The sequence below is a fragment of the Neobacillus sp. B24 genome, assembly GCF_055381825.1.
The window spans coordinates 3,692,584-3,713,894 of record NZ_AP035777.1 but is presented as its reverse complement, the minus strand read 5'-3'; the positions used below and the strand labels follow the sequence as shown (position 1 = coordinate 3,713,894).

Here is a 21,311-nt window from a genome sequence, read left to right as displayed (position 1 = left end):
AATTTTTATTTTGCCGATTATGTGAGATAAGCCTCCATTACGTTCGGTCTAAAACAGTTTTACCTAGAGTATAATAACCGAAAAAAAGAAAAAAAGAAATAGATTTTTGTTTGATTTTCCGTTAAAAGTTTTTACCATTTTTCAACAAAATTCTACTCATTTCTGTATACAAACTCACCAGCAATCATGGTCCATTTTGGTTTGGCCAGATAATGAAAAGGGTGATGGCTCCATAATACTAGATCAGCATCTTTTCCGGGTTCAATACTGCCGACATATTGATTGATTTTTAAATTTCTTGCCGGAAGGATTGTAATGCCCTCAAGTGCCTTTTGTTCAGTCAATCCTTCCCGCATCGCCAGTGATGCACAAATATTTAAGTATTGTATTGGAGTATACGGATGGTCCGTTGTAATCGAAACCTCAACACCATGCTCGGTAAGTTCTTGATAGGTTTTCCACGTTTTATTTTTTAATTCTATTTTAGATTTTCTGGTCAGTGTAGGGCCGACGCATACCTTCAATCCCATGCCTGCAAGTTCATCGGCAATCAGGTGACCTTCAGTGCAGTGCTCAATCCTCAGATCAAGATTAAATTCCTCAGCTAATCTCACAGCTGTAATAATATCGTCAGCTCGGTGGGCGTGGATTCTAACAGGTATTTCTCGTTTTAAAGCCATAATCAGCGGGCTAATCCTTAGGTCTTCTGGATTATCTGTATTGATCGCTTGATAGAAGGCCTCTCTAAGCATCCCCATTATTCCCATTCTCGTTATCGAGCTACTATTTCCATGACTATGAATCCGTTTTGGGTTTTCCCCCAAGGCAATTTTTAAGGCAGCCGTTTCTTGGACAATCATTTTCTTGATATTTCTTCCTGTTGTTTTGATAATCGAGGTAGTTCCGCCAATCACATTGGCACTTCCCGGCATAATGTGGACCGTTGTGATCCCGCTTCTAACAGCATCGGTAAATGCCGGGTCCAGTGGGTAGACTCCATCTATGGCCCGTATATGAGGTGTCAGAGCTTCAGCCGTTTCATTAGCATCATTTCCAGCCCATCCAGTCCCTTCATCATACAGCCCCAAATGGGTATGAACATCAATGAAGCCTGGAAATAGGTATAAACCGGAACAATCGATAATCTTTACGTCTGTTTCCGTAATCAGATTTGTACCAGTTTGAATGATCTTGCCATTGTCAATCAGTACATCACCGGAAGGAATCGGCTTTGCGGTTATAGGATATATATAAGCATTTTTTAACAATAATTTCGTCATGATAAAACCTTTCTTAACGTGATAGTGGTATTTAGAACATTTTAGCAGGCAGTGGCCTGTGGCGAAAAGTAGACAGTGCCAAATTACAAATTTCTATAAAGCATGAAACTTTAGGGTCAATGAAGCGTAAATAGTAAGAAAGCAGTATTTTTAAGGGGGGAACCTAAATGGTTACAAATGAAGAAAAAACGTTTGCAGCTGTCATGTATGTGCTTAATTTCTTTGTACCGGTGATTGGACCGTTGATTATTTGGATTCTGAAGAAAGATGAGTCAGCATTCATCGATTATCATGGTCGCGAATATTTTAATTTTATGATTTCTTACTTTATTTACTCTGTTATTAGCGGGATTTTGGTCCTGATTCTGATTGGAGCGCTCCTTCTTTGGGTTTTAGGGATAGCGGCATTTATTTTTAACATCATTGCGGCTGTGAAGGCATATGAAGGGAAAGAATATCGATTCCCGCTTATCTTTAGGCTTATTAAGTAAGTGTTGGTAAACCGGGCCCGGCAAACATTTGCCGGGCTTTTCTATTACCTAAAAAGTCTTTTCATTTGGCTTAATTTTGCCGATAAACTATAATGACTATTATTCCAGAAAGAAGGAAGGACGATTTAGCGTGTCAGAGCAAGTCGGTTTAGTATTAGAAGGCGGCGGAATGCGCGGTGTGTATACAGCCGGCATTCTGGAATACTTTTTGGAGCAGGAATTATTATTCCCATACGTCATTGGCGTTTCAGCAGGAGCATGTAATGCTGCTTCCTACTTATCGATGCAAAAGGGGAGAAATAAAACCGTTACTATTGAATATGCAGCGGACCCAAGATATATTTCTTGGAAAAATTATTTTAAAAATCGCCAAATTTTTGGCATGGATTTTATTTTTGATGAGATTCCAAATAAACATATCCCTTACGATTTCAATCGCTTTAAAGAAAATCCGGCTGAATTTGTCGTCGGCACAACAGATTGTGTAACCGGGGAACCAGTCTATTTTCATAAACAAGACTATGGAGATGACTTGTTAACGGTGTTGCGGGCATCCAGCTCATTACCATTTATTGCTCCGGAGGTACGCTTCCAAAATAAAGTTTTACTCGATGGCGGAATCAGTGATCCGATTCCAATTAAAAAGGCACAACAAGATGGCAATCGAAAAAACATTGTTATTTTAACAAGGAATTCTGATTACCGAAAAAAACCTGGAAAATTCCACTTCATGGCAGATCGGAGATATCCCGAATACAAGGGTCTGTTACAGGTATTGCGCAATCGTTATCAAATCTATAATGAAACAATTGAATACCTTGAGCAGGAGGAGAAACAAGGCAAAGTATTTATTATCCGGCCGACACAACCGCTCAAGGTTGGCAGAATTGAAAGAAATCCCCAGAAATTAACGCAACTCTACAATCAGGGATTTGAGGATGCAAAGCAATCAATGTCTGCCATCATAAACTATCTAAAATCTTAAAAAGAAGAGCCATAGCTGACTCTTCTTTTTTTCTGCTAGAAATCTTCTATCATTTTTTACCCCAAACATAAATAAACTGATATAAGAGGAGACGAACGACGAGGGGTTTTCAAGATGAATATTAGCAGATATTATCAGGATTCAGCGGCTCTCAGCCTGAATGGGAGTATTGTATCATTGGGTCCAGCGGCTTTCATTATTGTAGGGAATCTATTATTTATTAATAGGCCAGAACTCATGGTCATGGCAATGCCATTCTTCATTTATAGTTTTATAAGCTTTCACTTCTATCTTTTTCGGATGCGTCAGTCTTTTACCATCGGAAAGACTTTTGTTGACAGGCTGGAAAATAACAGCCACTCTCTTTTTGATGACCCCTATTTACTAGTTCTTTTTCAAAAGACACAATCTCCGGAATTGAAAATCTTTTTCTCAAATGGGCTTTTGGCAGGTACCATAAGAAGGGCTCGTAAAACAAAATTTAGCCTAGGGAAAGCCTATACCCTTCATTACGATGACGGAACAAAAATGGGGTTCTTTACCGTAAAAAGCAATAGAGTGGCAGTCTATGATTTAGTGAGGAATTATATCGGCTATGTCGAAGTAAGAAAAAATAAGAAATTGCTGTATGATGCAAACGAAAAACTAATTTATTATATTGAAGGCTCAACTATATTTATGGATGAAAAAGTAGTAACTAATTCCCAGCAAGTTGCAGCAAGGCTTCGGCGAGGCTGGATGAGAGTGCAGTGGCACGAGCTGTTCCCGGATCCGAATACACCAGTACTGTCATTCCGAGAGCACCTATCGGAGAAGGATAAGCTGTTAATTATGGGCTTTTTAATTCATGAATTTTTTATTATCAGATAAATTCCCCCTTGGAGTAATGTTTGATATGATAAACTATATGAAATTGTAAACTAACTGGGGGATCAACAGATGGAAATTCAATTAATTAAAGGACATGGATCCGGAAATGATTTCTTCATTATCGATGAAATCACCAACCATTATACATTTACAGAGGCAGACAGAAGCGCGTTGGCGAAACTGTTATGCAATCGGGATTCTGAGCTCGGTGCCGACGGCATTCTTTACGTGATGAACAGTGAGCATGCTGACGGCAGGATGCGAGTGTTTAATGCCGATGGCTCAGAGGCATCTATGTGCGGAAATGGACTGCGCTTGGTGGCCCGCTATATTTGTGAGCACCTAGGGGTGGAGCAGGCTGTGATTGAAACAATGAAGGCAGACCTTAAGGTGAGCAAGCAAGAGGACCTTTTTGAACAAGTCCATACCTATCAAGTGGAAATATCGCCCGTATTGTTTGAATTGAGTGCCCTTCCGCTGCAATTAGATCAACCAACATTAATAAATGAAAAAATTAGCCAGCTCTCAGAAGAGTTAAGGTTTACGGCATTGGCAGTGCCCAACGCTCATTTGATTGCCATTATTGAAAAAGACAAGCTGCAAGGAAACATTCAAAAGTATTTGAGTGAAAAGGTTAACGGCCCGAACGAGCTGTTTCCCGATGGAGTAAATGTCAGCTTTGTCAGACCGCTGATGTCTAACGCTATTTATGTTCGGACCTTCGAGCGTGGAGTTGGTTTTACGAATGCCTGCGGGACAGCGATGTCGGCTTCTTCTCTCGTTACCTGCCTGCAGGAGATTAACCAGTTTGAGCGCATAATCGACGTTTATAATGATGGCGGCAGGGTTCAGTGTGTTGTGCATCAATATGATGGAGTTTACCAAATTGACCTGATTGGAAATGCTACCTACAATTATCAGGCTGCTGTTAGTGTAAATTTAGAAGATAATACTTTAACAGTGGATTCAAAACAAGAAATGACCGAGCAGGCATCTTACGAAAAACTGAAAGCAGAAGTGCAGGAATTTTTATCAAGAAATTAAAAGGATAAGGCCTGGTGCCTTATCCTTTTTTTGGATTCTTTTGTTTTAATACCTCAAGAACAGGAGCGAAGTTCTGGATCTGCTTCGTTTGAAAGTAATTTTTAAATGGGTCGCCTTGTTTTTTAAGGCGCAATAAGGCGTTTTGAAACGTGAAATCCTTTGGTTCAAGCTTCTCACTTACTTCCTCCCAATAAAGAGGAGTGGCAACGCCAGCATGCTGATTCCCTCGCATCGAATACGGCGCAACAATTGTTTTTCCTTCTCCATGCTGGACATAATCAACATATAGCCGATTTCCACGCTTTTTTTTCATTCTTTCAATTGTAAAAGAGTCAGCATCTTTTGAGATAAGGTAGTCAGCAATAAAGCTGGTAAATAGCCTTGTATCATCATAGGTGAATTCGTCCTCCGGCAACGGAAGATAAATTTGTAGCCCTTTATTTCCAGACGTTTTAATAAACCCAATCAGGTTTAACTGATCCAGTACCTCTTTAATGTATAGGGCAGCCTTGATGGCCAAATGGAAGTCTTCCTTTGACGGTGGGTCCAAATCAAAGACTATCTCGCTGGGCCCTTTGCTGTTAATTGTCTGGAACGGAACGTGAAATTCAATTGCCAATTGATTTCCCAGCCAGACCAGCGTTTTAAGATTGTTGCACAGGATATAGTTTATTTCATCAGTTTGAAAAGTTTGGACAAAATCTGGAGCATAGTCCGGACAGTTCTTTTGATAAAATGCTTCGCCAAACATCCCGTGAGGATAGCGGATAACAGTTAACAAGCGATTTTTCAAAAATGGCAGCATGTAGGGAGAAACCTCTCTGAGATAAAGGATATAGTCAGCTTTTTGGATATCATACTGCTCCCAAAGCGGCTTATCAGGATGGGTAATCTCCAAATCTCCGGGCAGATTTTTTTGCTCGAACAGAAACCGTTCGTATGTACACTCTAACGGTTCCAAATCAAAGTGAAATTGGTGGAAATGAGGCTCCCGAAGCTGGTTATCATATAGTTCTAAATATTTTACTTCCAGACAGATGGCAGGTTCGACATAAATATATTGGCTATCCTCATGTACCATATTTTGTTTAACAATTTGAGCCAGCGCTTGCTTCTCATCAGGTTTAAAGCCGAATAAGACCTGGCCAATTTCAAAAATTTCTTTGTTTCGATAAACACCCACGTAAAAATACCCATTATTTTTATCATAGGCAGTAACAAAACAGTTTACGTATTTCCAATTCTTGTATTTCAGCCAAAGCTGTGTCCGCTTTCCTTCCTCCCAAAGGCTGTTTTTATGTTTGGCTACAATACCTTCCCCGTCATATAAAACAACTTTTTCCCAAATTTCTTGGAAATCTTCATAGGCAGTAACCAATTGAAGGAGCTGGTCGTTATAGGGATCTGCTTTTAAATTCAGCCCCACTTCCTGAAATGTGTTTATTAATTTGGCTTTTCTGGTTCGAAAGTCAAGCGAGCTAAGCTGCGTTCCTTTCAGTACAAGTAAATCAAATACCATCAGCCGGCAGGGTGCATTTTTAGCCTGTTCGGATATTTTTTTAACTGCTTTTAACCGGCCGCGAACCTGTATGGCTGAAAAATTTGCTTTATATGGGTTTTCAAGTGCAACCAACTCACAGTCCAGCCGCAGCGGTAGAAAAGGCTGAAATTCCTTTTCGTACTTTAATAAAAAATCCCTAATCTCCGGAAATTGGGGCATCAGTGATTTATCATTTCGGCTGCTTATTTCAATTCCGTTCTCATTCCAATTAAGTAAGGCCCGGAACCCATCGTATTTCACCTCATAGAGCCAATCCGGCTGTTCAGGACTTTCAAAAGTGAGCGTCGGAAGCATCGGTTTCATTTTCGATTCCTCCTATTGTTTTCATATATTTTACGGATAAAGCAAGGTAATCATCCATTTTCCAGTTGTTTTTAGGAATGCATAGACTATCGCCGCAAAAACTAACATAAAAAAGAATGGAGAGTAGTCTATGCATACGATGTGGAAGGGCAGTATCAGCTTTGGACTTGTCAATATCCCGATAAAGCTCCATACTGCAACAGAGGATAAGGATGTTAAACTGAGGACCTTGCATAAGAAATGCCACGCCCCAATTAAATATGAAAAAGTTTGCACTGTCTGTGAAGAAGAGGTCAAACCGGAGGAAATTGTCAGGGCGTATGAGTATACAAAGGGAAAATTCGTTGTACTTGATGAAGAGGATCTTGAAAAGCTTCGCAAGGAAAATGAAGACAAAGCAGTAGAAATTATTGACTTTGTAAAAATAGAGGAAATTGATCCGATTTACTTTGAAAGAAGTTATTACATGTCCCCAAACGAGGGTGGGGGCAAAGCATATTCTTTACTTCGTAAAGCCTTGGAGGAGTCACAGAAGGTTGGAATTGCAAAAATTGTAATCCGATCTAAGGAACAGCTTGCGGTTATCCGTGTATATGAAAACACTTTGGTGATGGAAACTATTCATTTTCCAGATGAGGTCCGTAAGGCAGGGGATGTTCCGAATGTTCCATCTGAAGAAAAAGTGACAGAAAAGGAACTTGAAACTGCGATATTATTGATTGATCAGCTAACGACAAAGTTTGCCCCTGAAAAATATACCGATGAATACAGGACAGCATTATTAGAACTGATTGAATCAAAACGTCAAGGAAAAGAAACAGTAACTGCTGCATCAAAAGAAGCACCTGCCACAAATGTTACTGATTTAATGGCTGCCCTACAGGCGTCCATTGATCGCACAAAACCAAAAACGGAAGCAGCACCACCAAGGAAAACAACACCAACCAGGAAAAGGACAACAAAAATAAAGAAGGAAGCCTAAATAATAGTAAATGTTTCTTAATATCTGAGCTGGATTTTTTTTGACAGTTAAGTATATATAAGATATAATTAGGGTACGCTTTTTAGATCGTTAAATATTTATTGGATTAGTAGCCGTAACTGCACGAAATGTGGGGATGTCTATTTCCCGTATTCGTGTAGGGGACGGCTTTTATTTTTAAATGTAAAATTGACTTAAAGAGTGAACAATATTTTGGAGGTAATACGCATATGAAAAACGGTAAAGTAAAATGGTTTAATGCAGAAAAAGGTTTTGGATTTATTGAATCAGAAGGCGGCCAAGATGTGTTCGTACACTTTTCAGCGATTCAATCAGAAGGCTTCAAAACATTAGAAGAAGGCCAATCGGTTTCTTTTGAAATCGTTGAAGGCGCTCGTGGACCACAAGCAGCTAACGTTAAGGGTGTTTAATTCTTCGATTTGAAAGGTGATGCTAAAGATCTGGCATCACCTTTTTTACTAGTAATTATTTAGGGGAGGTAAGATCTATGGCGTTTGGAAGGAAAAATCCTGAGGAAATCAAAGTTGAAGAAACCAAGATTTGGGTTTGCAGTTCTACATTGTGCAAATGCTGGATACGCGATAACTTTAAAAGCAGCGATGTCCCTGTATGTCCTATTTGCAATAGTGAAATGACCCCGGAAATAAAAAGTCTACAAACAGTTCCTAATCACAGCAAACATTTTTTTTAGAAGATAAAAAGCAGGGGCTTCCCTGCTTTTCTTTTAGTCTGCCACATTTTCTTTACAATAATTGAGAACTTCTTCTTCCTCGTCTTCCTCAAGTGCGAAATCAAGTACGGCTTCGCTGCCTTTTTCGAAGAAATGATAATTCAAGATTTTTGACTGATTATTCTCGACACCTAATAGCACCCTTAAACCAATACCGTTTTCAGAATATAGTTCATCCTCTTCGTCTATTTCAAGTTCAAGAAAAAATTCATAACGTTCTCCTGATAATAAGCCGAATGGATCTTCAAGTTTTTCGACAGTATGTCCAGTTATGTACAAGCATATCATCCTTTTCATTTTTGGTAATCGTTATTATTATACACATCCCATTTTTTTTCACAAATAAAATGAAATTTATCTTTGAACAATTTTCGTGTTTTAGTGTTTATGAAATTAATGTGAATTATTGCACAAACCTGCTTCCTGATCAGAAGTAATAAGGTAAAATTAATTTGAAAGGACTTACATAGGTTTATGTGAAATTATTCACAAATGGAGGTGCGGAAATGACTGCCAAGACGGAGCCTATAAATTTTGAATTGCAGTTATTTTGGTCTGCAAGAAAAAACCTTTATCAGTTTATTCGATTATTGTTCTCCGAACCAAATATGGAACTGTTAAAGGAAATTTCGCAAATAGGCAAACTTGATGAACTAGCCAAACTTCATGAAGGCGGCAAAATTTTGCGAAGCTTTTTTGACCAGCTGACAACAAACAAAATAGAAAAGGAGATTAAAGAATACCAACGATTATTTATCGGTCCAGGACCAGTAGCCGCTCCCCCTTGGGAGTCGTATTACCGGAGCAGGGAACATCTTTTGTTTGAAGAGTGGACATATCAAGTTCGAAATTTCTATCATCAAAATGGACTTCAATATATAAAAGAAAACAATGAACCAGACGATCATCTGTTGTTAGAACTGGAATTTATTGAAATTCTTACAGACTTAAGCAGCAGTGAATCCAATGTTGAAAATGTGATTGAATTACTATCAACTGCAATTGATTTTTTGAAAAATCATCTCATGGTTTGGATCCCTTATTTTTGTGAACGCGTGATTGAAGCGACTGACAGTCCATTGTATTTGGGAGCAGCAATGCTTCTTGAAGACTTTTTAAATGACGATTTAATATCACTGATTGAGGTAAGGGAGGCATTGGCAAATGTCTGAAAAAGGCGGATTACGGAATCTGTTAAATAACAAGATGCAGCGGCGGACCTTTTTAAAATGGTCCGGGGCAATTGGAATTCCAGTTATTGCAGGTGGAATTGGGACCAAGATGCTGGTTGACCGAAAGGAAGAGGACAAAGTTGTAAACGCAAAGGAGAATGTTGAGGTAATATCAACCTGCAGCATTAATAACTGTGGCGGCAGATGTGTCATTAAGGCGCATGTTCGGGACGGAATGGTCATTAGGGTAAGTACCGATACTCAAACAAGCGATGATCTGTCAACACCTCCATTAAGGGCATGTGTTCGTGGACGAAACTATAGAAAAATGCTTTATCATCCGGATCGCTTAAAGTATCCGATGAAACGAGTGGGAAAACGCGGTGAAGGTAAGTTTGAGAGGATTACCTGGGATGAAGCAATCGAGACAATCGCCAAAGAGGTAAAACGAATTGGCGACCAATACGGCCCTGAATCCCGTTATGTTAATTATGGATCTGGACAAAGCTGGGGACTGCACGGCGGACCAAGAGCGGCAAGGAAATTATTGGCGCTGACAGGCGGATATCTGAATTCCCATAATGACTATAGCTCAGGAGCCGGGAACGTGGCTACCCCATTTACCTACGGAACCAATGATTCAGGAAGCAGCTTTGATACATTGTTACATTCCAAATATATAATTCTGTGGGGCCAGAACCCGTCTGAAATGATTTTTTCTACCCCATATCGTGAATATTTAATGCGGGCAAAGAAAAATGGGGCTAAAATCATTGTCATTGACCCGCGATATAGTGATACAGCGATTGCTTTTGCAGATGAATGGATTCCAATACTTCCTACAACTGACACGGCCATGATGGATGCAATGGCATATGTCATCATTACAGAGAACCTTCAGGACCAAGATTTTCTTGACAGATTTTGCATCGGTTTTGATGGCCGCCATATGCCAGAAGGAGTTCCCGCAGTGGAGTCGTTAAAAAGCTACTTGGTCGGAGAAAAGGATGGTATCCAGAAAACTCCGGAATGGGCCGAAAAAATTTGCAATGTTCCGGCGGATAAAATTAGGGAAGTTGCCAGGAATTATGCGACCACGAAACCTGCAGCGTTAATTCAAGGGTGGGCGCCGCAGCGTCAGGCATATGGAGAACAATTTATGCGCGGTGGGGCACAGCTCGCTTGCCTGACTGGGAATGTTGGTAAACTTGGAGGCTGGGCAGCAGGCACTGGTTATTGGAATCGTTCAAACATTGTTTATCCGTTTAAATATCAAAATCCAATTAAAGCTTCGATTCCCTGTTTTCTGTGGACAACGGCAGTGGAAAAGGGTACGGAGATGACAGCAGCAGATGGTCTGCAGGGAACAGAACGATTAAATTCGGATATTAAACTCATATTTAATATGGCAGGCAATATGTTAATAAATCAGCATGCAGATATTAATAAAACAAAAAAGTTGCTTGAGGACGAGAGCAAAGTGGAATTTATCGTCGTTAGTGATCTTTTTATGACACCAAGTGCAAAGTATGCGGATATTCTGCTGCCGGGGACCACATTCTTTGAACGCTGGGACATTGGAACGCCATGGTGTTTCGGGGATTATGTCGTCTTGGGGCAAAAAACCATTGACCCGCTATATGAATGCCGTGACGAGTATGATGTCTTTGCTGAAATTGCTGACAAGTTAGGACTTAAGGACCAGTTCACAGAGGGAAGGTCCACCCTTGATATCGTAAAAGATAGCATTGAAACGACAAAAAAAGAACTGGACCCGAACTTCCCAACTTTCGATGAATTCCGCAAATTAGGCGTTTATCATTTTAAGTATGATGAGCCGCTCGTTGGATTCAAGGAACAAATTGATGATATCGACAACCATCCGTTTGAAACCCCTTCTGGGAAAATTGAATTATTCTCAAAAGCATTATGGGACATGAACCAGCATGAGGAAATTCCGGCTATAGCCAAGTACATCTCATCTTGGGAAGGTCCGGAAGACCCGTTGAAGGAGAAGTTTCCATTACAGTTAATCAGCTGGCATTACAAGCGGAGATGTCATTCTACATATGATAACCAGCCATGGCTGGAAGAAGCAGCAAAACAGGAAATGTGGATTAATCCAAAAGATGCGGATAAACGGGGCATTAAAGATGGAGATCGTGTACAAGTAGCAAACGATCGTGGGCTGTTAATTATTGATGCCAAAGTAACTCGGAGAATTGTTCCTGGTGTAATCGGGATACCGCAGGGTGCCTGGTATACTCCCGATAAGCAGGGCATTGATCAACGTGGGTCTATTAATGTATTAACATCACAGCGGCCAACACCACTGGCGAAAGCGAATCCGCAGCTGACAAATTTGGTTGAAGTCAAAAAAGCATAGGGAAGTGAGAAGGTTGGCACAATTAGGATTCTATATTAATCAAGCTCTTTGTTCCGGCTGCAAGGCCTGCACCGTTTCCTGTAAAGATAAAAATAACCTTGACGTTGGTATCAATTTTCGCAGAGTTTATGATTACGAAGATGGCATTTATCTAGAACAACCTGGAAAAGGGGTTGTGCATAACATTAAATCTTTTTATTTTAGTATTTCCTGCAATCATTGTACACAGCCAAAATGTGTTCCGAGCTGTCCGGTGGGGGCCATCTCGAAAGACAAAAAAAATGGTGTTGTAACGATTGATCAAGAAATTTGTCAAGGGACAAAGCTGTGTGTGTTGGCATGTCCATATGGGGCACCGCAGTACAATAGTAAGGTTTTCAAAACAGACAAATGTGATTTTTGCATCGATCTACAAGAAAAAGGAGAAGAACCGGTGTGTGTGTCCTCCTGTCCGATGCGGGCCATTGAGTTTGGACCTATTGAAGACCTTCGTAAAAAGTATGGAAACGTCAGTCAAATAAAAGGTATGCCAAGTTCCGAAACCAAGCCGAATCTGGTTATTACGCCGCACAGAGACGCTAAATTATAAACAGGTAAAGACATTGTCATACCCAATAATAAATCAAATCAAAAAACGCCAGAATTTAATCTGGCGTTTTACCTTTTACTATGTATGGCGGAGAAGGTGAGATTCGAACTCACGCGACGGTTACCCGCCCTAACGCATTTCGAGTGCGCCCCCTTATAGCCACTTGGGTACTCCTCCACAAGCCAATTGGAGCGGGTGAGGGGAATCGAACCCCCGCCGTCAGCTTGGGAAGCTGAAATTCTACCATTAAACCACACCCGCAAAGTATGTTAAGAACAAGTATTATTATACCATGATAACGTATATTTGTGTAGAAAAAATTTCTAATAAGGAAGGAGTGAAAAAATAAAATAGAGCTAACAGAACGTAGCTCTATTTTAACCCTGCTCCTGTGCCTGCGGTTTAATGGCGAAAAATGCCACGATTGAGGCAATAATGCTTAGACCGCTCATAATGATAAAAATCCAATGGTTAGAATACTTCATTAACAAGGCAATTATCGGAGGACCTGCGGCTACTCCGATAAACCTCATCGAGCTATAAATTGAGGTAATTGTCCCTCGTTCTTTCTTCTCCACCCCTTCCGTTATGAGTGTATCCAGACTGGGCAGACTGAGTCCGATACCAATTCCGCTAATAAGAAACATAGCAAGCATATACCATAGCTTAATCGAAAACCATAATGCGGCGATGGATATGGCTGCTGCCAGAATCCCGCCAAAGGTTAACCACTTCATTAATACTTTATTTTTCTTAATAACCTTTCCGCTAATAAATGAAGCCAGGCAGAGCGCCCCAAGTGGTAGTGCAAGGAAGAAACCTTTCTTGATATCCTTGATTCCGTATTCTTTTTCGAATACTTCTGAAAGGTAGAATAGAATTCCGAAGAGAACAAGCATCATAATCCCGCCAATAAAAAAGATGGCGTAAAGCCAGCGTCCTTCGTCACTGAAGGTTTTCTTGACATTTGATAAAAATTTACGAAATGGAATAGGTTTCTCCGTTTTTTTTGGAGATTTAACAAGAAAAATCATCAACAAAACAGAAATAGCGCAAAATACAGGTATAGAAAAAAATGGCAGGAACCAAAAAAATCCAGCTAGAAAAGCCCCAAATATCGGGCTGATGACCTTGCCAAAAGTATTGGAGGTTTCGATAATTCCCAAACAAACACTTACATCATCCTCGTTCTTAAACATATCGCCCACCAATGGCAGTACAATTGGAAATGCTCCTGCAGCTCCAACACCTTGAAGGGCTCGGCCAACTAATACCAACCAATAAGCATCCAGTTTCCAAGCTGCCCATCCGGAGATAATTCCGCCAATTCCGGCAATAATTAAACTGGGTATAATCACTTTTTTTCTGCCAATATGATCCGATAAATATCCACAAACTGGGATCAATAGAATGGCAACAATGGAATAAACTGTGATAATCAAACTCGATTGAAAGGATGATATCGCTAGTTCTTTTTCCATTGATGGCAGGACTGGTATTAGCATCGAATTACCTAAAGTCATAACTAATGGAATGGAAGAGATGGAAAGAATTGCCCATTTTTGGTTTGATATCTCGTTTGACCGCTTCTGCCCTGCCTTTTTCTTTTTTGCGGCCTGTGGCTGTTTCCACAGTTTTTCAATATGATCCATTGATCTTCTATCCCGCCTTCATCTCTTTGTATCTTTAATATGGACTTTTTTCATCAAAATAACTAATGTGTTTAAATCCTTTTAATGGCATATAAATATTTCAAAGTTACTTAGCTTCAATTTTTCAATTCGGAAAACTTTAAAAATTTATTCTTGACAATTTGTTTCTATCGTAATAATATAAAAAACAACAAAATGATGTTTTGGTGTTGACGAAGAAGAGTAGCATATACGGATTCTTTAGAGAGCTGATGGTTGCTGCAAATCAGTGTAGACGTATTTGTGAATGGCCTTCCGAGCCTCCAAACCGAACCTCTTTCATGGGCAGTAGGCTTTGGCGAAATTCTCATCGTTACATGAGACAGATATTAGGCGAATGCCTTGATATCGGTAAAGTGAGCTAATTTTAGCTAATTAAGGTGGCACCACGGGTCTTCCGTCCTTTTTCTGGATGGAGGGCCCTTTTTGTATATTAAATCTTTAATACTTTAAATCGTTGAACAAGAGTAGTACACATATTTATTTCTTTAACAGAGAGCTGGGGAAGGTGGGAGCCCGGTAAGAAAGGATTTGTGGAATGGACTTGTGAGAGACGGTCTGAACTTATAGTAGGGCCGTACGGGTTTCCACCGTTAAAAGGATAGGATATCGAGGAATTTATTGCTCTGTATCTGAAAGAGGAAGCAGGATTTTATCCATTGCTTCAAACAGAGGTGGCACCACGGTGATCAACAATCGTCCTCTATATGCTTAAAGATAGGCATATAGGGGACTTTTTTTATTTGAAAGGAGAAGTTGTCCAATATGAAAACTAATTGTGGTTATCTGATTAAAGAAATTAGCGGAGATATCCTAACGCCAATCTCCATTCTGCAAAGGCTAAGTGGCAAAAAGAAATTTTTACTGGAAAGCTCACATAAATATACAGATTCCGGCCGCTACTCCTTTATTGGTGCTGATCCGGCAATAGAAGTAGTCTCGAAGGGTAAAATGAATGAAATTATTAAGCGGAATGGTTCAAAAGAATTAGTAACTGGAAATCCGTTGCAAATATTATCAGATTTGTTACCTCCCATAGACCTGGAACAAGCTCCGTTTCCGTTCATAGGTGGTGCTGTAGGGTTTGTAGGTTATGACATTATTAGGCAATTCGAAGAAATTGGTGAACAGCCTCCTGACAGGTTAATGATGCCGGATGTCCATTTGATGTTTTATGAAGATGTGATTGTGTTTGACCATTTGGAGGACAAAGTTTTTATCATTGGGATTCCCTTTTTGGAGGACAGTGATGAAAAAAGTGTGGAACTCCGATTAAACAAAAGGATGGCACAGTTAAAGACTCCTCACCATGACCCGGAAGAGCTAGGTTTTCAATTGTCAGGGTTTGTTTCAGAAACATCAAAGGAAATGTTTATCGAAAATGTTAAGGCTGCTAAGGAGCATATTTTAGCAGGAGATATTTTTCAGGTGGTGCTTTCACGAAGAATGAAATCGGATTTTAGTGGGTCGCCTTTATCTCTATATCGGAAGCATCGAGCCCATAATCCCACACCATATATGTTTTTTATTGATTTTGAGGATTATGCCGTCATTGGCTCTTCTCCAGAGAGTTTGATTAAAACGAGAGGAAGAACCGTAATTGCCAATCCAATTGCCGGGACAAAGAAACGGGGCGAAACCACTGCAGAGGATCAAAGGATTGAGAAGGAACTAATCAACGACCAGAAGGAGCTGGCTGAACATAAAATGCTGGTTGATCTTGGTCGGAATGACCTTGGAAAGGTCTGTGAATTTGGTTCTGTTCAAGTTGACAAATATATGGCAGTGGAGAAATTTCGCCATGTCATGCATATTGTTTCAGAAATCAGCGGCACTATTTCAAAGGATAAAACAGCCTTGGATGCATTGGCTGCCTGTCTTCCAGCGGGTACTGTTTCTGGTGCGCCGAAGATTAGGGCAATGGAAATTATTAATTCCTTGGAAAATTCAAAACGAGGGCTGTATTCAGGAGCGATAGGGTATATCTCGGCTAATGGCAATATCGACTTTGCACTCGCAATTCGAACGATGATTTTGAAGGATGGTTCGGCATACATTCAAGCAGGAGCGGGAATAGTTCATGACTCAGACCCCGAATCAGAATATGAAGAAACAGTCAATAAATTAAAAGCTTTTTTGGAAGGGGATCACCACAATGATATTACTCATAGATAATTTTGATTCCTTCACCTATAACCTTTATCAGTTTCTAGGGGAACTGGGGGAGGATGTGAAGGTGTACCGCAATAACCAAATCAGTCTTGAGGATATTTACCGCCTTCAGCCAGAAGCCATTATTCTTTCCCCGGGTCCGGGACGGCCTGAAGACGCCGGTATATGTATTGACTTAATCCAAACCTTTTATGAAAGTATCCCAATTCTTGGCATTTGTCTCGGCCACCAGGCGATTGGTGCTGCATTTGGATGTGAAATTCGCAGAGCAAAGACGGTAAAACACGGTAAAACTTCATTGATCAACCACAATAGCAGCAATATCTTTAATTACTTATCGTCACCATTAGAAGTGATGCGCTACCATTCCCTGACGATTGAAAAGGACAGTCTGCATCAAGAACTCGAAAGTACCGCCTATGCCATGGACGATCAGGAAGTGATGGCAATTAGACACCGAAAGTATCCCGTGTATGGATTGCAGTTTCACCCTGAATCAATTGGAACGCCATCAGGAAAACAAATGCTTAAAAATTTTTTACTTCAGATAGAAAGGGAGAAAGAGAATGAAAAACTATTTACTCCAATTAGCTGAGCAAAAATCTTTTTCGGAACATCAAATGAGAGAAGCAGTTGACTTTATTTTAGGCGAGGAAGTCTCTGAATCAGAAATTGCTGCCTTTTTAATGGGGTTAAAATCCAAAGGTGAGACCGTTGATGAAATCGTTGGTATTGTTAAAGCGTTAAAGGGAAATACCCTTAAATTTAACCAGCGGTTTGCGGGCGTGCTTGATAACTGCGGTACAGGAGGAGATGGTTCTTCAAGTTTCAATGTTAGTACCACTTCAGCCTTTGTCATCGCTGCAGCAGGAGTTCCGGTTGCCAAGCACGGAAATCGCAGCATTTCAAGTAAAACAGGCAGTGCTGACGTTCTTGAATATTTGGGAATCGAGTTAAATTTGCCAGCGGAAACAACAGAGGAAATTCTTCAGGAAATCGGAATCGCCTTCTTATTTGCACCACATGTACATCCAAAATTAAAAAAGGTGATGACGGTCAGAAGACAACTAAAAATCCCAACCATTTTTAACTTTATTGGACCATTAACTAATCCGATTGATTTAGATTACCAACTTTTAGGCGTATATCGAAGAGACTTACTAAATGTTTTTGCTGAAGTGTTAAAACAACTTGGCCGCAAACGGGCAGTTATTCTAAACGGAGCGGGATATATGGATGAAGCTTCCTTACAGGGAGAAAATCATCTGACAATTTTGGAAGATGGCAACATTAAGAATCAATCCTTCCATCCCGAGGAAATTGGTTTGCCTATATATGATAACAGTGCCATAAAAGGCGGAGACGCCAAAGATAATGCCGAGATTTTATTAAACGTGTTAAAGGGGCAAACAGGCCCATACCGTGATACGGTTTTGATCAATGCCGGAATTGGTATTTACACCGCTGGCAAGGCACCAACCATTAATCAAGGGGTTCAGGCAGCAAAGGACATCATTGATTCTGGTGCGGCCTATGAAAAGCTAAATGCACTAGTAGAAAAAACACGGGCAATGAAAAGAGAGGCGATTTAAGTGGAAACAATTTTAGATAAGATTATTAATCAGAAGAAACAAGAGGTACTTGAATTTAAGACAAACAAGAACCATATCATTGACACAAAATATGAACGAAGGTCATTCCTGAAAAAGCTGCAGGCAGCGACTGAACTATGTATTATTGCTGAATTTAAGCGGGCGTCCCCTTCAAAAGGAATCATAAATGATTCAGTGGACCCCGGAGTACAAGCGGCCAATTACGAACAGGCGGGGGCTAGTGCCATTTCTGTCTTAACAGACCAAACTTTTTTCAAGGGCTCTTTTTCCGATTTAAAGTCAGTCAGGGAAACAGTAAGTTTGCCGATTCTTTGTAAGGATTTCATCATTGATCCGATACAGATCGACCTAGCAGCAGCGAATGGGGCGGATATGATTCTGCTAATTGTCGCTGCCCTGGACGAAATTACTTTAAGGGACCTATATCAGTACGCAAACGGACTTGGGTTGGATGTGTTGGTCGAAGTTCACAATCATGAGGAATTGAATTCCGCATTGAAGATAGGAGCAAACCTGATTGGAGTAAACAATCGGGATTTAAAAACCTTTCATGTATCACTGGAAATGACGGAAAAATTGGCTGCTGAAGTAAAAAAATCCGGTGCATTTCTAATTAGTGAGAGCGGAATCCATCATGAGGATGATGCAATTGCGGTTAGAAATGCCGGGGCAAACGGGATATTGGTCGGAGAGGCATTCATGAAAAGCGCCCAGTTAAAACAGGTGTTTGCACAATTCCGTCTCCCCTTAATTGAAGGAGTAAAACGGTGAAAGTTAAAATTTGCGGAATTATGGATGTAGAGACAGGGATGGCTGCAGCACACTATGGGGCAGATGCAATTGGCTTCGTGTTTGCCCACAGCAGGCGCAAAATATCTGAAGTGTTAGCAAAAGAAATTGTTGCCCATTTGCCTGAAGAGGTATTAAAGGTAGGGGTTTTTGTTAATGGGACAAAAGCGGAGATGGAACGGATTGCGTCTTTTGTTGGGCTTACACATATTCAATTACATGGTGATGAATCAGCTTCCTTCAGTAAGTCACTTTCTTTGCCGGTGATTAAAGCGATTAGTTTTCAAGATAATGATCATTTGGCAAGTTACAATTCATTTCCAAGCGAATATTTATTACTTGATGGACCTAAAGGAAAATATCGGGGCGGAAATGGACTGGCATTTGACTGGAGTGAGGTCAATCTAAACCAGGTTAAAGATAAAAAGCTAATCCTTGCCGGAGGGTTAACAACAGATAATGTGGAAAAGGCAGTCATTAGCATCAGACCTCATATGGTGGATGTAAGCTCTGGCGTTGAAACAAATGGGATAAAGGATTTAGAAAAAATAAAAACTTTTATTGAGAAAGCAAAGTTTGTCAATTAGGAGGAAGATAATTATGAATACTTATACATTGCCAAATGAGACGGGGCATTTCGGGATTTTTGGAGGGCGATTCGTTCCAGAAACATTAATGAAGGCTGTAACACAGTTGGACCAAGCCTATAAGGAAGCAAAAAACGATCCAGATTTTTATCTAGAGTTTAATAGACTTCTAGAAGAATATGTTGGCAGAGAGACTCCGCTTTATTTTGCAGAAAACCTTACCAAAAAGGCTGGCGGGGCAAACATCTATTTGAAAAGGGAAGACCTAAATCATACTGGTGCGCATAAGATCAACAATGCGATAGGCCAGGCACTTCTTGCGGTACGTATGGGAAAACGGAAAATTGTTGCTGAAACCGGGGCGGGTCAGCATGGGGTAGCAACAGCGACAGTTTGTGCCCTGTTAAATCTTGAGTGCATTATTTTTATGGGAGAGGAAGACATCAAACGGCAGGCGCTAAATGTCTTCCGGATGGAGCTTTTAGGGGCAAAGGTAGTCGGTGTTACTTCCGGAAGTGCGACATTAAAGGATGCTGTAAATGAAGCCCTAAGGTACTGGGTGGCTAATGTGGATGATACTCATTATTTATTAGGTTCAGTAATGGGGCCGCACCCATTTCCGATGATTGTCCGAGATTTCCAAAGTGTAATAGGTAAAGAGACCAAACAACAGTTTTTAGCGCGTAATGGGCAGCTTCCCGAAGCAGTGGTAGCCTGCATTGGCGGTGGCAGCAATGCGATGGGCATGTTTTATGCTTTTATCGAAGATAAGGATGTTAAGTTATTCGGCGTGGAAGCGGCAGGACAGGGAGTCAATACAGCCTTCCATGCTGCATCGCTTACCAAAGGAAGACCCGGTGTTTTACACGGTGCATTAATGTATCTATTGCAAAATGACGATGGCCAGATTCAAGAGGCCCACTCCATTTCTGCCGGATTGGATTACCCTGGTGTAGGCCCGGAGCATAGTTATTTAAAGGACAAAGGCCGAGCGGAATACCACTCCGTTACGGACCAGGAAGCCCTTGATGCTTTCCAGCTTTTATCGAAAGTAGAAGGAATTATTCCTGCGCTTGAAAGCGCTCATGCGATTGCATTTGCGGTGAAATTAGCGGCTGAAATGGAGCCTGGACAAAACATTGTTGTTTGTTTATCGGGTCGGGGAGATAAGGATGTTGACGCGGTCAAAACAAGGCTGGAAGGGAGAGAATAATAATGAATAGGATTGAACAGAATTTCAAATTGTTTAAAGATAAAGGCATGAAGGCGTTTGTTCCTTATATAATGGCTGGGGATGGAGGTCTGGAGTGCCTCACTGATAGGCTCGTTTTATTGGAAAAATTCGGGGCTGCAGCGATTGAAGTGGGTGTGCCATTTTCAGATCCTGTAGCTGACGGGCCGACAATACAACGAGCCGGAATTAGGGCACTGACCAACGGAACGACTCTAAAGGGAATACTTGCTGAACTTGGAAAGGCCAGAGAGGTTGTCTCCGTTCCGATTATCCTGATGACCTATTTAAATCCAGTCTATTCCTACGGGATAGACGCCTTTGTTGAAGCTATTAAAAAAATAGGTGTGGATGGCTGTATCATTCCGGATCTACCGCTTGAGGAGGAATCAATTATCGCACCTTTGCTTGAGGAAGCAGGAGTGGAACTGATTCGTTTAGTCACCCCGACAACCTCGATCGAACGAATCCAACAGATAGCAAGCAAGGGAAATGGGTTTTTATATGCTGTAACAGTTAAAGGCATTACTGGAGCTAGAAATGGATTTGACGAAGAGTTATATTCATTTTTACAGGCAATAAAAAAAGTCAGCACAATTCCTGTATTAGCTGGTTTTGGTATATCCAATCAAGAACAGATCCACGATGTGACACAGTATTGTGACGGAGTCGTGGTCGGCAGTAAAATCGTAGAGTTATTCGAACATAATGACCTGCAAGGAATGGAGGAGTTGGTTTCTGTTTTCAACTTATCTTCAAAGATGGGGTAATGTAAGTTAAATCCTGGTATGTAGCGCGATTTCCTTGATAGGCT

At 40.6% G+C, this 21,311-nt stretch carries 21 protein-coding genes, 2 tRNA genes and 2 other annotated features; of the genes, 17 read left to right on the top strand and 6 right to left on the bottom strand.

Annotation, left to right across the window (positions count from 1 at the left end):
* Window positions 1-152: 152 nt before the first annotated feature.
* Window positions 153-1,280: an amidohydrolase gene (locus tag ACZ43M_RS18215; RefSeq protein WP_464503941.1), complete on the bottom strand. Its 1,128-nt coding sequence runs from the start codon at window positions 1,278-1,280 to the stop codon at window positions 153-155.
* 167 nt (window positions 1,281-1,447) lie between these two features.
* On the opposite strand from ACZ43M_RS18215, the gene ACZ43M_RS18210 reads away from it, so the two are divergent.
* The 4 genes from ACZ43M_RS18210 (at window position 1,448) to dapF (ending at window position 4,670) form a co-directional block, all read left to right on the top strand.
* Entirely contained in the window at window positions 1,448-1,771 is a 324-nt protein-coding gene (locus ACZ43M_RS18210) for a DUF4870 domain-containing protein (RefSeq protein ID WP_464503940.1), read from the top strand.
* A gap of 130 nt (window positions 1,772-1,901) precedes the next feature.
* The gene (locus ACZ43M_RS18205; protein ID WP_464503939.1) at window positions 1,902-2,756 is read left to right on the top strand and encodes a patatin-like phospholipase family protein; all 855 of its coding nucleotides are present in this window, start codon (window positions 1,902-1,904) and stop codon (window positions 2,754-2,756) included.
* A gap of 114 nt (window positions 2,757-2,870) precedes the next feature.
* Window positions 2,871-3,626, top strand: a complete 756-nt coding sequence (locus tag ACZ43M_RS18200; protein WP_464503938.1) for a hypothetical protein — start codon at window positions 2,871-2,873, stop codon at window positions 3,624-3,626.
* Window positions 3,627-3,695: 69 nt separating this feature from the next.
* Window positions 3,696-4,670, top strand: a complete 975-nt coding sequence (gene dapF / locus ACZ43M_RS18195) for a diaminopimelate epimerase (protein WP_464503937.1) — start codon at window positions 3,696-3,698, stop codon at window positions 4,668-4,670.
* Window positions 4,671-4,689: 19 nt separating this feature from the next.
* Here dapF and ACZ43M_RS18190 read toward each other — a convergent pair whose 3' ends face one another.
* Window positions 4,690-6,534, bottom strand: coding sequence for a DNA ligase D (locus ACZ43M_RS18190; RefSeq protein WP_464503936.1), 1,845 nt, complete (start codon window positions 6,532-6,534; stop codon window positions 4,690-4,692).
* 130 nt (window positions 6,535-6,664) lie between these two features.
* Between ACZ43M_RS18190 and ku the strand changes: the two genes are divergently transcribed.
* The 3 genes from ku (at window position 6,665) to ACZ43M_RS18175 (ending at window position 8,228) form a co-directional block, all read left to right on the top strand.
* Window positions 6,665-7,516, top strand: coding sequence for a non-homologous end joining protein Ku (ku, locus tag ACZ43M_RS18185; protein ID WP_464503935.1), 852 nt, complete (start codon window positions 6,665-6,667; stop codon window positions 7,514-7,516).
* A gap of 230 nt (window positions 7,517-7,746) precedes the next feature.
* Window positions 7,747-7,947, top strand: a complete 201-nt coding sequence (locus tag ACZ43M_RS18180) for a cold-shock protein (protein WP_464503934.1) — start codon at window positions 7,747-7,749, stop codon at window positions 7,945-7,947.
* A 77-nt stretch (window positions 7,948-8,024) separates the two neighbouring features.
* Window positions 8,025-8,228 carry a cold-shock protein gene (locus ACZ43M_RS18175; protein WP_464503933.1) on the top strand — a complete coding sequence of 68 codons (204 nt, stop codon included), beginning with the start codon at window positions 8,025-8,027 and terminating at the stop codon, window positions 8,226-8,228.
* Between the two features lie 33 nt (window positions 8,229-8,261).
* Here the strand turns inward: ACZ43M_RS18175 and ACZ43M_RS18170 are convergent, their stop codons facing one another.
* Window positions 8,262-8,555: a DUF6509 family protein gene (locus ACZ43M_RS18170; protein ID WP_464508053.1), complete on the bottom strand. Its 294-nt coding sequence runs from the start codon at window positions 8,553-8,555 to the stop codon at window positions 8,262-8,264.
* 218 nt (window positions 8,556-8,773) lie between these two features.
* Here ACZ43M_RS18170 and ACZ43M_RS18165 point away from each other — a divergent pair, with 218 nt between their 5' ends.
* From ACZ43M_RS18165 to ACZ43M_RS18155, 3 genes are read left to right on the top strand one after another with little or no spacing between them, the layout of a single operon-like run.
* On the top strand, window positions 8,774-9,439 hold the full coding sequence (locus tag ACZ43M_RS18165) for a TorD/DmsD family molecular chaperone (RefSeq protein WP_464503932.1): 666 nt from the start codon (window positions 8,774-8,776) through the stop codon (window positions 9,437-9,439).
* The gene (locus ACZ43M_RS18160) at window positions 9,432-11,825 is read left to right on the top strand and encodes a DMSO/selenate family reductase complex A subunit (protein ID WP_464503931.1); all 2,394 of its coding nucleotides are present in this window, start codon (window positions 9,432-9,434) and stop codon (window positions 11,823-11,825) included. Before ACZ43M_RS18165 ends, ACZ43M_RS18160 begins: the two co-directional genes overlap by 8 nt.
* A 13-nt stretch (window positions 11,826-11,838) precedes the next feature.
* Entirely contained in the window at window positions 11,839-12,414 is a 576-nt protein-coding gene (locus tag ACZ43M_RS18155; RefSeq protein ID WP_464503930.1) for a DMSO/selenate family reductase complex B subunit, read from the top strand.
* Between the two features lie 85 nt (window positions 12,415-12,499).
* Here the strand turns inward: ACZ43M_RS18155 and ACZ43M_RS18150 are convergent.
* The 3 genes from ACZ43M_RS18150 to ACZ43M_RS18140 all read right to left on the bottom strand — a co-directional run bounded on the left by ACZ43M_RS18150 (window position 12,500) and on the right by ACZ43M_RS18140 (window position 14,066).
* Window positions 12,500-12,591: transfer RNA gene (locus ACZ43M_RS18150), tRNA-Ser, on the bottom strand.
* A gap of 10 nt (window positions 12,592-12,601) precedes the next feature.
* Window positions 12,602-12,675 (bottom strand) — tRNA-Gly (locus ACZ43M_RS18145).
* 116 nt (window positions 12,676-12,791) lie between these two features.
* Window positions 12,792-14,066 (bottom strand): MFS transporter, encoded by a 1,275-nt coding sequence (locus ACZ43M_RS18140; RefSeq protein ID WP_464503929.1) that lies wholly within the window; start codon window positions 14,064-14,066, stop codon window positions 12,792-12,794.
* Window positions 14,067-14,266: 200 nt separating this feature from the next.
* Window positions 14,267-14,513, top strand: a binding site (T-box leader).
* A 40-nt stretch (window positions 14,514-14,553) separates the two neighbouring features.
* Window positions 14,554-14,812 (top strand) — a binding site (T-box leader).
* A 58-nt stretch (window positions 14,813-14,870) separates the two neighbouring features.
* Between ACZ43M_RS18140 and trpE the strand changes: the two genes are divergently transcribed.
* The 7 genes from trpE to trpA are packed head-to-tail and all read left to right on the top strand — an operon-like array spanning window position 14,871 to window position 21,267.
* Window positions 14,871-16,280 carry an anthranilate synthase component I gene (trpE, locus tag ACZ43M_RS18135; RefSeq protein WP_464503928.1) on the top strand — a complete coding sequence of 470 codons (1,410 nt, stop codon included), beginning with the start codon at window positions 14,871-14,873 and terminating at the stop codon, window positions 16,278-16,280.
* The gene (locus tag ACZ43M_RS18130) at window positions 16,261-16,872 is read left to right on the top strand and encodes an anthranilate synthase component II (protein WP_464503927.1); all 612 of its coding nucleotides are present in this window, start codon (window positions 16,261-16,263) and stop codon (window positions 16,870-16,872) included. The genes trpE and ACZ43M_RS18130 overlap by 20 nt, the downstream gene beginning before the upstream one ends.
* On the top strand, window positions 16,844-17,869 hold the full coding sequence (gene trpD, locus ACZ43M_RS18125; RefSeq protein ID WP_464503926.1) for an anthranilate phosphoribosyltransferase: 1,026 nt from the start codon (window positions 16,844-16,846) through the stop codon (window positions 17,867-17,869). The genes ACZ43M_RS18130 and trpD overlap by 29 nt, the downstream gene beginning before the upstream one ends.
* Entirely contained in the window at window positions 17,870-18,661 is a 792-nt protein-coding gene (gene trpC, locus ACZ43M_RS18120) for an indole-3-glycerol phosphate synthase TrpC (protein WP_464503925.1), read from the top strand.
* On the top strand, window positions 18,658-19,266 hold the full coding sequence (locus tag ACZ43M_RS18115; protein WP_464503924.1) for a phosphoribosylanthranilate isomerase: 609 nt from the start codon (window positions 18,658-18,660) through the stop codon (window positions 19,264-19,266). The genes trpC and ACZ43M_RS18115 overlap by 4 nt, the downstream gene beginning before the upstream one ends.
* Before the next feature lie 13 nt (window positions 19,267-19,279).
* On the top strand, window positions 19,280-20,479 hold the full coding sequence (gene trpB, locus ACZ43M_RS18110) for a tryptophan synthase subunit beta (RefSeq protein WP_464503923.1): 1,200 nt from the start codon (window positions 19,280-19,282) through the stop codon (window positions 20,477-20,479).
* A gap of 2 nt (window positions 20,480-20,481) precedes the next feature.
* The gene (trpA, locus tag ACZ43M_RS18105) at window positions 20,482-21,267 is read left to right on the top strand and encodes a tryptophan synthase subunit alpha (protein WP_464503922.1); all 786 of its coding nucleotides are present in this window, start codon (window positions 20,482-20,484) and stop codon (window positions 21,265-21,267) included.
* Window positions 21,268-21,311: the final 44 nt, after the last annotated feature.